The sequence below is a fragment of the candidate division Zixibacteria bacterium HGW-Zixibacteria-1 genome (assembly GCA_002838945.1).
In the GTDB taxonomy this organism is placed as follows: domain Bacteria; phylum Zixibacteria; class MSB-5A5; order GN15; family PGXB01; genus PGXB01.
On sequence record PGXB01000032.1, the window covers coordinates 10876 to 26241 of the forward strand.

The 15366-nt window shown below is 49.7% G+C and carries 13 protein-coding genes; 3 read left to right on the forward strand and 10 right to left on the reverse strand.

Annotation, left to right across the window (positions count from 1 at the left end; genetic code table 11):
• Nucleotides 1–83: 83 nt before the first annotated feature.
• Nucleotides 84–797 (reverse strand): hypothetical protein, encoded by a 714-nt coding sequence (locus CVT49_11890; GenBank protein ID PKK82769.1) that lies wholly within the window; start codon nucleotides 795–797, stop codon nucleotides 84–86.
• Nucleotides 772–2733, reverse strand: a complete 1962-nt coding sequence (locus CVT49_11895; GenBank protein ID PKK82770.1) for a hypothetical protein — start codon at nucleotides 2731–2733, stop codon at nucleotides 772–774. The genes CVT49_11890 and CVT49_11895 overlap by 26 nt, the downstream gene beginning before the upstream one ends.
• A gap of 280 nt (nucleotides 2734–3013) precedes the next feature.
• Here CVT49_11895 and CVT49_11900 point away from each other — a divergent pair, with 280 nt between their 5' ends.
• Nucleotides 3014–6352 carry a hypothetical protein gene (locus tag CVT49_11900; GenBank protein PKK82771.1) on the forward strand — a complete coding sequence of 1113 codons (3339 nt, stop codon included), beginning with the start codon at nucleotides 3014–3016 and terminating at the stop codon, nucleotides 6350–6352.
• 75 nt (nucleotides 6353–6427) lie between these two features.
• Here the strand turns inward: CVT49_11900 and CVT49_11905 are convergent, their stop codons facing one another.
• The 8 genes from CVT49_11905 to CVT49_11940 all read right to left on the reverse strand — a co-directional run bounded on the left by CVT49_11905 (nucleotide 6428) and on the right by CVT49_11940 (nucleotide 13898).
• Nucleotides 6428–7093, reverse strand: coding sequence for a hypothetical protein (locus tag CVT49_11905; GenBank protein PKK82772.1), 666 nt, complete (start codon nucleotides 7091–7093; stop codon nucleotides 6428–6430).
• Between the two features lie 45 nt (nucleotides 7094–7138).
• Nucleotides 7139–7936, reverse strand: a complete 798-nt coding sequence (locus CVT49_11910) for a hypothetical protein (GenBank protein PKK82773.1) — start codon at nucleotides 7934–7936, stop codon at nucleotides 7139–7141.
• Between the two features lie 38 nt (nucleotides 7937–7974).
• Nucleotides 7975–9345: a hypothetical protein gene (locus CVT49_11915; protein ID PKK82774.1), complete on the reverse strand. Its 1371-nt coding sequence runs from the start codon at nucleotides 9343–9345 to the stop codon at nucleotides 7975–7977.
• Between the two features lie 3 nt (nucleotides 9346–9348).
• Nucleotides 9349–11883 (reverse strand): hypothetical protein, encoded by a 2535-nt coding sequence (locus CVT49_11920; GenBank protein PKK82775.1) that lies wholly within the window; start codon nucleotides 11881–11883, stop codon nucleotides 9349–9351.
• Nucleotides 11884–11953: 70 nt separating this feature from the next.
• Nucleotides 11954–12139: a hypothetical protein gene (locus tag CVT49_11925; GenBank protein ID PKK82776.1), complete on the reverse strand. Its 186-nt coding sequence runs from the start codon at nucleotides 12137–12139 to the stop codon at nucleotides 11954–11956.
• A complete protein-coding gene (locus CVT49_11930) occupies nucleotides 12111–12371 on the reverse strand; it encodes a hypothetical protein (GenBank protein PKK82777.1) in 261 nt (86 codons plus the stop codon). Before CVT49_11930 ends, CVT49_11925 begins: the two co-directional genes overlap by 29 nt.
• Complete coding sequence (locus CVT49_11935; GenBank protein PKK82778.1) at nucleotides 12349–12993, reverse strand: hypothetical protein; 645 nt, start codon at nucleotides 12991–12993, stop codon at nucleotides 12349–12351. The genes CVT49_11930 and CVT49_11935 overlap by 23 nt, the downstream gene beginning before the upstream one ends.
• Nucleotides 12990–13898, reverse strand: a complete 909-nt coding sequence (locus CVT49_11940; protein PKK82779.1) for a hypothetical protein — start codon at nucleotides 13896–13898, stop codon at nucleotides 12990–12992. The genes CVT49_11935 and CVT49_11940 overlap by 4 nt, the downstream gene beginning before the upstream one ends.
• Before the next feature lie 317 nt (nucleotides 13899–14215).
• Between CVT49_11940 and CVT49_11945 the strand changes: the two genes are divergently transcribed.
• On the forward strand, nucleotides 14216–14779 hold the full coding sequence (locus tag CVT49_11945; protein PKK82780.1) for a hypothetical protein: 564 nt from the start codon (nucleotides 14216–14218) through the stop codon (nucleotides 14777–14779).
• Entirely contained in the window at nucleotides 14772–15365 is a 594-nt protein-coding gene (locus CVT49_11950; GenBank protein ID PKK82781.1) for a hypothetical protein, read from the forward strand. Before CVT49_11945 ends, CVT49_11950 begins: the two co-directional genes overlap by 8 nt.
• Nucleotide 15366 lies beyond the last annotated feature (1 nt).

Sequence of the window (15366 nt, forward strand, 5' to 3'; positions counted from 1 at the left end):
GTTGACTGCACCGATTTAAAGATTGGCGTCAGAAAATATTAATGGTTTTGACTTTCCTTAAATTTATACGCCGGATATATCGATCATCGTGGGCTATTTGAGCCCGTTTCGAAATGATTTTCAAACCGCGCATCAGCCAGCAATCCCTTTAATTCAGGCAGGCATTTCACAAAAGTAAACGGGTAGCCGCCGTCAAGCGCCTTCATAATCAATTTCAGGGCCTTGTCACGGAATCCAAGTTTTTCAAAAACAACACCGGCGCGGGCCATGATTATGATATTTTCGGGGGCCAGGTCCAGTGACTGCTCAATCAATGACAGCGCCCGGGCGCTGTCGCCGGTCACGGCGCTGCATTCGGCCAGGTTGGCCAGCAATTCAGGGTCGCGCGGGTTCACCCGCCGCAGTTCCTCGGCCATATTGATGGCCTTTTGATAAGCGGCATCGGCTCTGGCGGCCTGCCCCGGTATCTGGCCATAGGCAGAGGCAAGATTGGCCCACACCTGATAATCGGTACTGTCGAGCGCTTTGGCCTTTTCATACATGGCAGCGGCATCGATATAGCGATGCTCCATAAAGTGCAGTGTCCCCAGGTTGGAATAGGCGCCATAATTCGGCTCAATCTTCAAAGATTTTTCCCACATCGAGCGGGCATCATCCCAGCGCTCATAATAAAAATAAAGCGCCCCGACATTATTGTAATCGCTGTCGCTTTCGGGCAATAATTTCATAACCATATCCATTTGTTCAAAGGCTTCATCCGGCCGGCCAAGATTAAAGATAAAACAGTCCCAGATCATAATATGCCGTCCAGTAATCCGGTTTTAATTTAATGACTTTTTCATACGTTGTTCTGGCATCTTCAATCCTGTTAAGAGTTACATAGGTGTCGGCCAGTTCGCGGTAAGCTTTGTGCGACGATGGATCAATATCGATGGCCCGCTTAAACTCATCGATGGCGTCTTCGTACTGCCCGGTTCCCTTGTAAATAGAACCCAGAATCACGTGCGATACTGCCACCTGATTGGAGATAGCTATCGATCGCCGGCAATTTTTCAGGGCGGGCTCGATCCATTCCGATGAATTGCTTATTTCATATTTCTCCCAATAAGCGCGACCCAGATCGGCATACGCCAGCGCATATGTCGAATCCTCTTGAAGCGCCAATTTAAAGAGGAAGATGGAGGTATCGATATTTTCGATTTCATTGGAGTGCTGAAGGTAGCCGCAGGCTTTAATGTACAGCTCGTACGCCTCCGGATCGGTGGTGCCGCCCAAAGCCAGGATACGCCTTTCTTCAGGCATAACCTGAAGTTCCAGCACCTCGGCCAGTTCCAGAACGGTTGAATCCTGAAGCGCCGCCACATTGAATAGAGAAGCATCAATGACAATAGAGTTCAACTGCCGCCCGTTTATGGCATCTATGAGATTAAGTGTCATACGAACCTCATCGCCGGCCAGCTGCACACTTCCGGTCACCGCCAGGGTAACGCCAAAGGCCCGCTTGGCCTGATTGACGCTGACTATACGCCGCTCACGCACTTCGCTGGCTGGAATGACCCAGAAAGAATCCTGGAATTGTTCCAACTGTGTTATTTTGCTGGTCAGGGTCTCCATCAGGCCGTCGCAGAAAGCCTGGTTTGCATCATTGTTTCCGATATTGGCAAAGGGCAGCACGGCCAGAAATTTTCTGGCTGGGACCGTTTTAATCCCGAACGTTTTCAGCACCCCGCGCCGCATCGATGGTACAGCCAGCATTGCCGTTGAGACGATAATCAACACCACCAGAAGCGAGGCCAGACTGATCCACAGGCGCCGCCGTAATGGATGCATCGCGGTATAGAATTCCGCGCTGTCGAATCCCGGCAACGACAACTCCCGCCTGATGCGCTTGAAATCGGTAAGCATGTCCCCGACATGCTGGTACCGCATTTCCGGATTTTTGTCCAGAGCCTTATCAATAATCTTTTGCAGACCGTTTGGTACGTCGGCCTTGTACCGCGCCAGTGGTTCGGGAACGGATTGAGTGATGGCGCTGAAGGTTTCCTGGACAGTTCCCTTAAGAAAAGGCTGTCGTCCGGTTATCATTTCATACAGGACGATACCGAGTGAGAAAATATCGCTGCGATGATCGGCCTGACGGCCGTTGACCTGCTCCGGCGACATATAGCCGACCGTCCCGATCGCTACTCCCTTGGGTGTCTGCCTCTCGCTTCCAAGCATCGCAGCCAGCCCAAAATCCAGAAGGCGGCAGCGTCCCTTACTGTCGAGAATAATGTTGGACGGTTTTATATCACGGTGAATGATGCCAGAATTGTGAGCCTCATTCAGCCCTTCGCAAATCTGAATGGCGAAATCGACGATGTTATCCAGGCCAAGCTCGCCGCACTTGATGACATCATGGCAGTCCCTTCCCTCGACCAGTTCCATGGCAAGAAAAGGCCGTCCCTCATACTCGGAAACCTCATATATGGTCACAATATTCGGGTGATTCAGTTTGGCCGCCACCTGAGCCTCACGACGGAAACGAATGCGACAGCTTTCATCGCGGCAGATATCGGACCTGAGAAATTTGAGGGCCGTCTTACGGCCCAACTCGGTATCTTCGGCCAGATAAACTTCGCCCATTCCGCCGGAACCTATTTCTTCGACAATCTGATAATGGCCGATTCTGGTTCCACGGGGAAGAATCATGTACGACCGGGTCTCATCATCCTGGTTGTTTTCTCTATGCAACTAAGACCCCCTGCCTGAAAAGACAACTGCCTTGAAAAGGCAGTAAGACATTTCCAATTTAATAACTATCCTCAAATAAGGCAATATGGAAAATATAAAAATAACTGTCCATATTCGGCATATCTTAAGAATCGAATCTTCAGCAATTTATACGGCATAAATAGGATAATTCCTCGTCGGTTTTCATTATTTACATAAGTTATTATGGTATTTGCACTTCCTAATGGGGGGGCGAACAAAAAAACAGATCGGATTTGAATTTGCCTGATAACTATCGTGGATGTATTCTTCATTAATCGGCATCGATATGGATCGAAAATGCCGTACATTCATCGGAATTACATTGACAAAAAATCTACTTCCGGTTATACTTTATTGGATTCAATCAGGCTGCCACTCAATAAGCGGCCCTGATATTTGGAATATACTACCTTGGGAGGACAACATGAAGTTATCCGGAAAATTAATCTATCTGGTCGTCATGTTTTTTGGCAGCGCAATTTTCGCCATGTCGGCGACTATTAATGTACCGAGCGATCAATCGACAATACAGGATGGTATCGCCGCGGCGGTCGATTATGATACTGTTATGGTTGCACCGGGAACTTATAACGGTCATATAAATTTCAATGGTAAGCTGATCGTTGTTAAATCCAGCGATGGTCCGCTGGAGACGATTATCACCGGTGATGCCGTAGTTTACAGCGCTCTGGTGACATTCAACAGCGGCGAAACTTCGGAGGCGGTTCTGGAGGGATTCACTCTGCTCGGGGGCTGGCTGGGTGTATATTGTGAAGGTTCCGGTCCGACGATTAATTACAATATATTAAAGGATCAACACACGACCGAGTGGGCCGCCATCAGCCTGGCCGCGCCGGGTTATCCGCCCGGTGCCGGTATCGGCCCTGCCCCGGCCGTAATCATAAATAATACGATCATCAATAGTGCCAACGGCGGGATTTCATCATTCTCGACCGAAGCGCCTATTATCAAAAACAACATTATTGCCTTTAATGCGCATTATGGTATTCACCTGCAATCCGTTTCTCTACCGATAGAATTTTCTTACAATGACTTGTATGGAAATGGAGTAAATTATCTGAATTTGTCTCATGATTCCACTTCAATCAGCGAGGACCCGGATTTTGTCCTCGATTACAGGCTCTCCCAGGCTTCTCCATGTATCGATGCCGGCGATCCCGATCCATTATATAATGATCCCGACGGCAGCCGTAATGATATGGGAGCGCTTCCGTCAGGCGAAAACTTCCTGGCTGTTGACAACATAAATTTCGGCCCCGACATTGCCAACCTGAGCATTCCAACTCTAATCCCGGAAATATTTTGGTCTTATCTCAGTTATCCGGAAACTGAACAACAGCAATATGAAATCGAAGTCGGAACGGATGATGACTGGTCCGTCGCCGAAATGTGGGCTCCTGGTCCGGTAAGCTCGAATGAAACCAGTGTCGTCTATAACGGCTTACCGCTGACCGACAGAGGAGCATACTACCTGCGGATTCGAGTGAGTGACGGCAGTAACTGGAGCTCCTGGGAACAGGAGATGTTTATAATCCATACCACTATCATTACTGTCAACGTTCCACTTGATTTTGCCTCAATTCAGGAAGGCATCGACTATGCGTTGAACGGCGATACGGTTCTGGTGGCTCCGGGGACCTATGAAGGACTTATCAACTTCGATGGGAAGTTGATTGTGGTCAGGTCCAGTGACGGTCCGCTGCAAACAGTAATTACGGGCAGTGATTCGGTGTACAGCGCGCTGGTCACATTTAATCACGGCGAAACGCAGGATGCTGTGCTGGAAGGATTCACCCTGCTCGAGGGATGGCTTGGAGTGTACTGCGAAGGCTCCGGTCCAACCATCAAATTCAATCTTTTAAAAAATCAGCATACAACCGAATGGGCGGCCATAAATCTGGCGGCGCCCGGCTATCCGCCAAGCGCCAGGTCCGGTCCGGCTCCGGCGGTGATTGTCAATAACACCATTGTCAACTGTGCCAACGGCGGAATATCGTCATTTTCGACCGAGGCGCCGGTTATCAGGAACAATATTATTGCCTTCAACGGCGGTTATGGAATCCATCTTCAAAAGGCAAGTTATCCTTCGATTTTGGCCTTTAATGATGTTTATGGCAATTCAGTCAATTATATAAATGTCTATCCCGATTCCGGTTCGATAAGCGATGATCCGCTTTTCAATCCCGATTTTACACTGGCGCCGAATTCACCTTGTATCGATGCCGGTGATCCCGACGCGCAGTACAATGACCCTGATGGAAGCCGAAGCGATATGGGGGCCTTGCCGATAGTAAACAATTATCCATTTGCCGCAAATCTCAATTTTGGCGCCGGTGTTAATCCGAATGCCGTCCCGACCCTGACTCCGGAATTCTTCTGGACCTATATCGATCCCGATGCAACGATGCAGCAGCAATATGAAATCGAAGTGGGGACGGATGACGACTGGTCGGTTGCCGAGATGTGGGCCTCCGGTCCCGTTTATTCAGGTGATACAAGTGCTGTTTATGACGGAACGCCGCTCGAAGAACGGGTCCCCTATTTCGTGCGAATCAGAGTCAGCGACGGTGAAACGTGGGGCGGCTGGAATATGAAAGAATTCAAAGTCCGAACCTCCTTTGTCACCATTCTGGTTCCCGGTGATTACGAGACGATTCAGGGGGCCATCGATGCCTCGGATGACGGCGACACGGTCCTGGTGGCGCCGGGAACCTATGATGGGCTCATCAATTTTAACGGCAAGCTGATTGTGGTTCGATCCAACAGCGGCCCGCTGATGACCGTTATCACCGGCAGTGATTCGATGTACAGCGCACTGGTGACCTTCAACCATGGCGAAACGCAGGATGCGGTTCTGGAAGGGTTCACTCTGCTCGAGGGGTGGCTCGGTGTCTATTGCGAAAACTCGGGCCCGACCATAAGATACAACCTTTTCAGGGACCAGCATACGACCGAGTGGGCGGCAATAAACCTGGCCGGATCCGGCTATCCGCCAAGCGCCGGTATCGGCCCTGCCCCGGCTGTGATTATCAATAACACTATTGTCAACTGCACCAACGGCGGGATTTCATCCTTCTCGAACGAGGTCCCGATAATCAAAAACAATATAATTGCCTTCAACGGCGGTTATGGCATCCATCTGCAGGATTCAGCGCTGTCGTCGGCGCTGTCATATAATGATGTTTACGGTAACCCGATCGACTATATCAATGCGGAAGCCGGTTTCGAATCGATAAGCGCCGATCCGCTATTCGATGAGAATTTCAATCTGACCGAAGGTTCACCTTGTATCGATGCCGGTGACCCCGACCCGCTGTACAATGATCCCGACGGCAGCCGCAACGACATGGGCGCCCTGGCGGTCGGAGGTTTCATTCCCGGTGATGCCAACAACGACGACGCCCTTAATATCATGGATGCGGTCTGTATTATCAAGTTCCTGTATAAAGATGGATCTTTGCCGGAACCACAGGCGCAGGCCGATGCCAACGGCGATTCCGCGATTAATCTGCTCGATGTGGTCGTCCTGGTCAACTACCTCTATCGATCAGGGCCGCCGCCGACCAGCCCGAACTAAAAAGGCAGCGATATAAGAAAAGCAGGATCGACTTCAAGTGATCCTGCTTTTTGATTTTATTGAATATAGACGACGTTATATCGAATCGGCAACCAGGGCTTCGGCATGGGCGCGTCCGGCCGGCCAGGCAATCTCGACCACAAACATTCCGCGCAGGTCATTGATTTTATATCCGACCGCGGCGTCATCGGGATACAATTCGGCCAGTTTGGCCGCCGTTTCCGGTTTAATATCGTTCTTCGATCCATGGCAGTTCAAACACATTTCCTGCACATATATCGGTTTGTAATAATAATAAGTCTGCTTACCGGAAATCCTCTTCCATCCGGCGATAAAGGGCAGCGGCTGGGTCACCCGATAGAATTCGGTAAGAATATCAAGTTGCTCGGCGGTTGCCCGGTTGTTCCGGTTGCGGCTCTTGTCGGAGATGCGCATAATCGACCAGCCCTCTTTCGCGTGCGCCATGGCAATCTCGGGCGCCAGTTCGCTGCAAACGGCGATGGCATTGACCGGCCCGCCGGTACGCATCGCTTCGCTAAGCCCTTTCTTCAACGAGAAGGCAAACGACTCGATCTCTTTTTCGGCCGCTCTATTCAGGACGGTTGCATCGGGATACTCGCCGGCCAGCCGTTTTTGTTCGAAGTCTTGGTCGTCGGTCTTTTCCTGATCCTTGCCGCAGCCTGATACGAATAAACCGGCGGCAAAAACAAACGCCGAGAAAAGGGCCATGTACTTTTTCATGAATTGCTCCCTCCAAATCTATAAATGCCGTGCACTAATCAGACATTATTCCGTCGTGGTGACGACCAGATCGATTTCTTCGCCGACTTCCAGCTCGGTCACTTCCTCGACCGACTGCTCCATGACCGTCTCGGGAAGATAATTCTCATTGCGGACGTGCGTCACCAGCCCGACCTTGAGCCCCAGTCCTTTTAGCATCGAAACCGCTTCCTCGAGCTGCTTTCCGACCAGATTGGGCATGAAAACAATGCCCGACAACCGCCCTCGGTTGACCATCAGGTTGACCGGCGACCCGATCAGGATTTCGGTCCCGGTGGCAGGATACGAAAAGACCACCACTCGTTCCGGAAGCGAGTCGGAAAAGGTCCAGGCGACATCGCCCAGTATCAGGTTGGCCGCCTCAATATTGAGCTTGGCCTGCCGCACCGAAAACCCGGCCAGCTGCGGCACTTTGATAAATTTCTGCCCGATCGAGGTAACCACCTTGATAATACGGCCCGATTTCACCATCGTCCCGACCGGGGGATATTGCGACAACACCGTTCCCGGCGGTTTGTCCGGGTGATATTCCTCGGAAGTCACTTCAAGACCAAGATCGACCATTTTCAGAAGTTCGGTCGCATCTTCTTTTTGATAACCGACAACGTCGGGCAACTCGAATTCGGAACCGTGGCGGGTGACGATCGGCATAACCATATCATCCATGAATAAGAACAGGATAATAAAGACCGCGAAGGGATAGCCGGCGAAATGCACAATCCTTCGCTTCCAGCTTCCAGCCGGAAGCCAGGCGGCATATTTCGTTCTGAAGTCGGTCTTACCTTTTTGGTCGCGGTCGATCATATATTTATGTTACAATTTTTTAGCCAAAAGTTCATCAATTATTTTTTGGGCGCGCGATCCTTGATTTTTCGTTTCAGCCGCGCCGCAAATGAGCCGGAGAGGTTGGCAAATCCGGGATATGTTTTCAGAAACCCTCTTTCCGAAACGACATCCCCGGTAAAATACTGTCCGGCCGATTCGAGAGTAAAATTTTTGTTGCGAACGATGAATTCCTCGACAACATCATCGTTTTCCTTGCGGATAATGGTGCAGGTGGAATAAACCAGCAATCCTCCCGGCTTGACCAGCCGGGCGACTCGATCGAGCATGGCCGACTGCACTTTGAAAAGTTTATCGACATTTTCCTGCGTTTTGGTCCAGCGCAAATCGGAATGTTTCCCGGCATTGCCCCACCCGGAACAGGGGGCGTCAAGAATGACCCGGTCGAACGGGCCGCCTTTGAAGTCGAGATTATCTTCGAGAACCGGATTGACGATTTTGACGCCCATCCGCTTGCAGTTTTCGATCAGCAGTTCCAGCCGCGGGCGTGATTTATCGACCGCGGTAATCATCCCCTGGTTGCGCATCCGTGAGGCGGCATAAGTTGCTTTGCCGCCGGGAGCGGCCGCGGCATCAAGAACGTTCATCCCCATTTTGGGGTTCAACAGCCTGACTGCCATGCCGGCTGATTCATCCTGAATATAAATTTTTCCGGTTTTGACAAGTTGATCCTCGAGCGGAAAATTGCCCTCATCAAGATGAAAAAATTCCGGCAGATATTCACCGCCGGCATACTTCAGACCGGCTTCATCGAGAATTTGCTTAACCTCCTCGATCTTGGTCTTGATCAAATTGGCCCGGAATGAAATGCGCGGCGGAAGATTCATCTCGGCCAGCATTTTCTCGGTTCTCTCGAAGCCGAATTCACTCAGACAGTAATTCACGAACCAGTCGGGGAACGAATACATATTGCCCAGATACGAGGCCGGATCCTCGTTCTTATTCCGGAATTTGATTCGTTTCGGGTCCCTTAAAGTCGCTCTCAGGACGGCATTGACCAGGCGGGCGCGCGAGGCATCACAAAAATGATGCGCCAGGTTGACCGATTCCGAAACCGCGGCGGCATCGGGAATGCGGTCGGTAAAAAAGAGTTGGAAAAAACCCAGCCGTAATATGTCGACGAGCCTTTGCGGCATTTTTTCGGATGGTTTGCTGAGAAAAAACCTTATATCATGATCCAGCCGCCTTTTTAACTTGACGGTGCCGTTGACCAGTTGTCGAATGAAGCGTTGATCAAGATCGGTGAATGATTTGCCTTCAGTGGCCAGTGAGATGGCCTCGGCGGCGGTAAACTGACCGCTTTCGATAAGACCCAGAATTTCAATAACCGTGCCACGGACCGGATCAAATTTTGCTTTTTTGTCCGTCATTAATCAAAACTCCATCGGGGTCAGCCGTCGGCCGGTATCATCAATGTACAAAAGTTCCCGGCGGTGACATTTCACGGCTTTTATAGTTTCCTGATCGGCAATACCGGCCGCCAGAATAACTTCGGTGGGCCGCGCATAACCCCCCTCGCCGACACCAAGTTCCATATAAAGTTCCGCCATCCCCGGTTCGGCGGCAGATTCTTCGCGATACTCCAGCGAGAACAGGGCGCCGCGAATATCGACAATTCTGGTTTCCGCTTTGCCGGATCTCTCGATTTCGATCATATCCCGGGCCATGAGCGCTTCTATCATCGCAGGATAATTATCATCCCTGGCCACAAAAGCCTGATAAACCGCCCGGTTGAGACGTCCCGAGAGCGAAACCTTGTTATCTATAACGCCGCGACTGTCGAGAATGAAAAATCCGGGTGGCAATTCTTTGTTGAAGGCGGACGCCATGACCGTATCGAACGGGCGCTCCAGCTGCAGATCGAAATATTCCGCTTCTGATGAATAACCCAGCTGCAGCGGCGGCCCGAATGACAGCTTCATATGCGGATGAAAGCCCTGGGAATACTCCACCGGCAAACCGGCGCGGCGGATGGCCCGCTCGATTACACGGACATTATCCAGATGCGACAGGAAACGAACCAGACCCTTTCGTCCCCATCTGACCCGCACCTTGCTTTTGGTCGGGATGGACGTCGAGCGCGCCGCAAGTTTTTTGCGGGACCGCCCAAAACCGTACATATCATCGTCATCATCATCATCATTTGTTTTTTCGAGGGCAATAACCGCCTGCTTTTTAGGCGGCGCCATCAGAAGGGTCGAAGTACGGTTACGTTCTTTGACCAATTGCTCAGTCGATTGAGCCAGTTGTATGTGGGACCAGGGCAGGATGGCGGAAAATGATTTGCCCTTCAGATATTCATATGGATCGATATTATTTTTCGCAAAAGAGCGCCGCCACAGCTCAAAATCAAAAGTCTCGCCCCAACCGTCGAAACGGGCGCCGTCTTTGAAGGCGGTTTCGATGACATCGGCTAGTTCCCGCCCGCCGCGCCCGATGATTCCTTCCAGAAATGAGAGCTCCGGATCACGAAGTTTGATATTGACCAGAGGATGATGGGCCTTTCTCCTGAGGTAGTCGTTTTTCTCGCGGATGGTTTCCGGCGAAGCCTGCTCATCCCACTGGAACGGGGTGTGCGCCTTGGGGGAAAAGGGCGAGATGGTAACATTGATGATATTCCTGCCCCTGATATTCTTGCCGACATTGACCGAGCGGCGAATCATCTGCACAATGCCCTCGATATCCTCCTCGGTCTCGGTCGGCAGACCGATCATATAGTACAGCTTTACCAGGTTCCAGCCGTTGCGGAAAACCAGATCGATGGTATCATACAGGGCCTGGTCGGTGATATTTTTCCGGATCACCGCCCGCAGCCTTTCCGTCCCCGCTTCCGGGGCAAAAGTCAATCCGGTCTTTCGGGTTGCCTTGATGGCATCGGCCAGTTCCTGGGTAAAGGTTCCCGGCCGCAGCGATGGCAGCGACAACGTGACTTTTTTCTGCTCCAACTCGCGAGCCAGTTCGATGGTCATGGGTATGATATCGGGGTGGTCGCTCGATGAGAGTGACATCAACGATACTTCATCATATCCGGTGCGGCTCACCTGAGCATGAATCTGCCCGATAATATCCGTCTTGGAACGAATCCTGACCGGTTTGTAAATGCTCGAGGCCTGGCAAAAGCGGCATCCATGCGGACAGCCGCGCATGATTTCCACCGCCAGCCGGTCATGCACCGTTTCGATAAAAGGAACAATCTGCTGGTCAGGATAATAGTCGGTCTTTATGGAAGCGACCTTATTGCTTTTAATTTTCGCGGGAGCAAAATCGACCAGAGGCTGATGCGTTAGAGGATCATAGAAGCGCGGAACATAGACCGACGGGAACACCCCGACAACCGCTTCGAGACGGGCGGCGCGTGGTCGACCTTTGGTTTCATTGAGTATTTCCAGCAGCCTGATCAGATCATCCTCGGCCTCACCAATGTAAAAAAGATCAATGAATGGTGCGGTCGGCTCCGGATTGTGCGCCACCGTACCGCCGGCGATTATCAGCGGATGATCATCAGTGCGGTTTTCGGCGCGAAGAGGTATTCCGGCCAGATCGAGAATGTTGAGCATATTGGTAAAGACCATTTCATAAGCAAGCGTAAATCCGACCAGGTCGAACTCGCCCAGCGGCCGGAATGATTCCAGGCTGAACATGGGGATATTTTCGCGCCGCATGACCGCTTCGGCATCCCGGTCCGGTGCAAAGATCCGCTCGCACAGGAACCGGTCGTCGGCATTGATAATATTGTAAAGAATCTGAAGGCCGAGATACGACATCCCGACATCATACATATCGGGATAACCGAGCGCGACTTTGAAGCGGTTTTCGGGATTCTTGACTACTTGTCCCAGTTCGCCGCCAATGTAGCGACCCGGCTTGTTGACGAATGGGAAAAATTTATTTTCTAACAGGTGCTGCATTTACCAATAATGTTTATAAAAAAATACCCGCCTGCAAGAGCGGGGTATTTTATATTATGCCGACCTTAAATCAGCCATAGATTTCCGCGTGATTGCACTTGCAAACACCGACGTTAACCGTGCGGAATCTCCAGCCCTTGTCGGATCTTTCGGCTTTGGCATATTTAACATAGGTAATCATCTGCTCGCATACCGGACAGTTTACCGAATGTTTCTTCTTCGAAGCCTTATCCGCGAAACTCTGTTTCTTCGCCATTAATCAGAATCTCCTCTATCTCAATCGTTTCGTTTTCAAGTTCAAAAATTTCATCTTTGACGGCCAGCAATAGCTCGGTCGCCTCGGATAATATACGTAATTCCGGCCTTTCCGCAAACTGATTTTCGGTAGTTTTTAAAAATCCTGTAGCGGCGCGGTAATCTTTTTCCTTAAGTGCCTGCAGAGCCCGGTAATAGGCTTTTTCGGCGTCATTCAGCACGGCCGCCTCCAAGTCGTTCCTGTTCGATTTCCTTGAGCCGTTTGGCGAACGGGGTCACCTTATAGCCGTTCATTTTGAGAAAATAAATCATCGAACCGGCCAGATGGATAAACATCGTATCTTCTTTGGCCGCAGCCGATTTCAGGACATCGTCGAGAATCTGCAGCAAATGCCACCCTTCGAATTCACCGGAATCGAGGTGTTTTATCTCACGCCCCATAAAATCAAGGAATCTGCCCAGAAGGTTGTCCTCGACCGGTTTTGCCTTCATTTTGAGGATCAGTTTGCGCTTCGGAACAACCCCTTGTTCCCGCCAGTTGTCGATCTGGTCGGAAAGTTTCCGCGAAATCGGATCGGCCGGGTCAAGTCCGGAACGAATATCGCCTAAAAGATTACCGATCGACGCCAGCGATGACATGTCACATTTTTTGGTTTCGACCTTATTGCGGTTTTCGGCAAACCAGTCGCCCAGCCGGTTGTTGATAATCCGCCCCTTGAGCGAATCGCGCGCAATTTCATCAAGGGTATCGACACTTTTAAGCGTACTCATCCGCCCTTCTTCCGATTCGACCACTTTGACGAGAAAATTCTCCAGGGTCGATTCCAGTTTTCTGAGTGTTTGCAGTCGGCTCAACGCTCTTCCTCGATCGAGTTTGGCGCCAGGTCCGCCGGGGACAGGCGGGAGTGAACCGTTTGCTGGATATTTTCAACCGTAGTTTTTTCAGCTTTGGACGGTTTCGACTTCAACGATAGATATTCTTCCAGAAGTTGCGAAACCCGGTCAACCATCGACTGCAGATGATCGGTCGGCTCCTGTTTTTTGCCGCCGACTTTCAGCAGCCCGGCCAGTTTAAGCGCCCCCAGTTTGCGAAGCGTGTCCATCCGGGCAAGCGGTGAGATCTGGACGATTTCCTCGATGGTCCGTTTGCCGTCCACCAGTGAAAGCAGGTTCCATTCTTCGGAATTAAGCGATATACTCGATTTTCTTTCCGGCGGCGTGGCCGCGATGACCGGAACGATATTAAAGTCAGGCATGGCCTCTTTAATCCGATTCAATTCATCGATCCGCCGGTAGCCTTCGAGAATGGCATTCTCGACCGAGATATTGACCGTGATTTCTTCCTCGGTCGGATACTGGTTCTCATAAAACTTGAAGGTCCCGGTCTCCCATGAGAGAAGGGAGTAAATCAATTCTTCCACCTGGCTTCGGACAACATTTTCCAGATCGGCGCGGTCGATATACTTTTTTTCCATCAGTATCTGACCGAGTCGTTTGGAAGAAGCCTCTCTGGCCTGGGTATTGACGGCGTCTTCGAGCTGCTGGGCTGAAAGGCGTCCGCGATCCTTGAGAAGCTGTCCTATATGATAAGTCTGGCGGGGGCCGTAGCCATAGATAATCCGCCCCGACTTGAAATATACCATTACGATATCGTCGTCTTTTTGGATCCCGAGAGTTCCGGTTTTTCGGCTGTTGGCGACAAGCTGAAATATCTCGGGCAACGTGAAACGACCGATATTCCCCTGCAACGCTTGCTCCATCTATGCTCCGATTATTTATAAGGTTTGAGCATAGAATATATACAGTATAAAGACTTTGTCAATTAATGTTTTGGAGAAAATTTATATTCTAAAAATTTAGTCTTTCTTGAGTGTCTCGAATATCTTTGGGAGGGCAAAATGTCCCGACAATAATCCGGGTCTTATATCTTTGCAGGGCGCCTGATCAAAAATGGAAAAACATAAGGCGGGGTGAATACCCTGCCTTTTTAAATATCGTCAAAAAACAATAATTCCGATATCTCACGACGTAATCTATATGAAAGGCAAAATCCGACAAAATCACAAGGAGAACTTCTGTGAAGCGGATAATATGTCTCCTTCTGATTGTCTTTGCCAGCATCATCTTTGAAACATCATCCGGACAATCAAGAAGAAATATTACAATTGAGTCCTTGAAGCAGGATTCGATTCGCATAAGCTGTCTCGATTATCTTGAATACCGCAGTCATCAGCTGAGAGATTATTTTTGTTACCATATTGACAGCGCTAACGTCCTGCAAATATGGGTCGAGGCAAATCTTGATAGTGCAACCCTTGCTTCGGTGAAGGTCGCCGACAGGAATATTGCCATGAATCTAATGAAGGATGTGGGTGAAGCTGTAGCCTTGATGGCCAAATCATATCACTATATTAACCTGTGTCAAATATGCAGGAAACGACCCGACCTTAAGTTTCTGTATGATTGCATGGGAATAAAGAACACTGATTTCGATCCAAAAAAGGCTGAGGAAATCGTCATTGTCGATAGCGTTATTATATTTAGAAAAGTCATATCCTATAAAGAAAATGAAATCGACCCTAAAGAGTTACGTTTTGGTAAATATATATTGGAAACCAGGGATTTTGAGCTTTATGAATAGCAATATGTCAGAAGCAACCCGTGGCGTACCACCGGTATTAGACAAATTAATTATAATATTGTTAATTGTAATTGCCGCTGCCTTAAACTGCAATGAAGCTCCCCGGCCAATCGCTGATGCATCCCGATTCGGTCAAGACACGCTTGGTTTTAGCTGTCTGGAGTACCTGGGAATCGTCCTTGAGGGAGATACATATTGGAATATTCATATTGACAGCAACAGTTTGGCACATATATGGGTGGAAAAGAAATTGGATTCTTCTCTATCGGAAACATACATCAAAATGTCCCGTACATCTTTTACACCTCTCATAAAACTCATGGCGACTATGCATATGGAAGGTGCAAAATTTTCTTACTTGGCTGCAATCCAGGAGGTTGCGGAAAAATGGAATCAATACGGTTATCCTGTACATGACGAAGGCGGTTCGGGAAGTAATGTTGCCGAAAAATGGGATGTTGGAGAAATTGTCATTGATAGTGTATTATTACTGGCGTATATATCTAATCGCAAAAATATAGATGAAAAATACAAAAGGTTTGCCTTATATATACCAAACAGCGATGAATTTAATCTACTCTATTGAA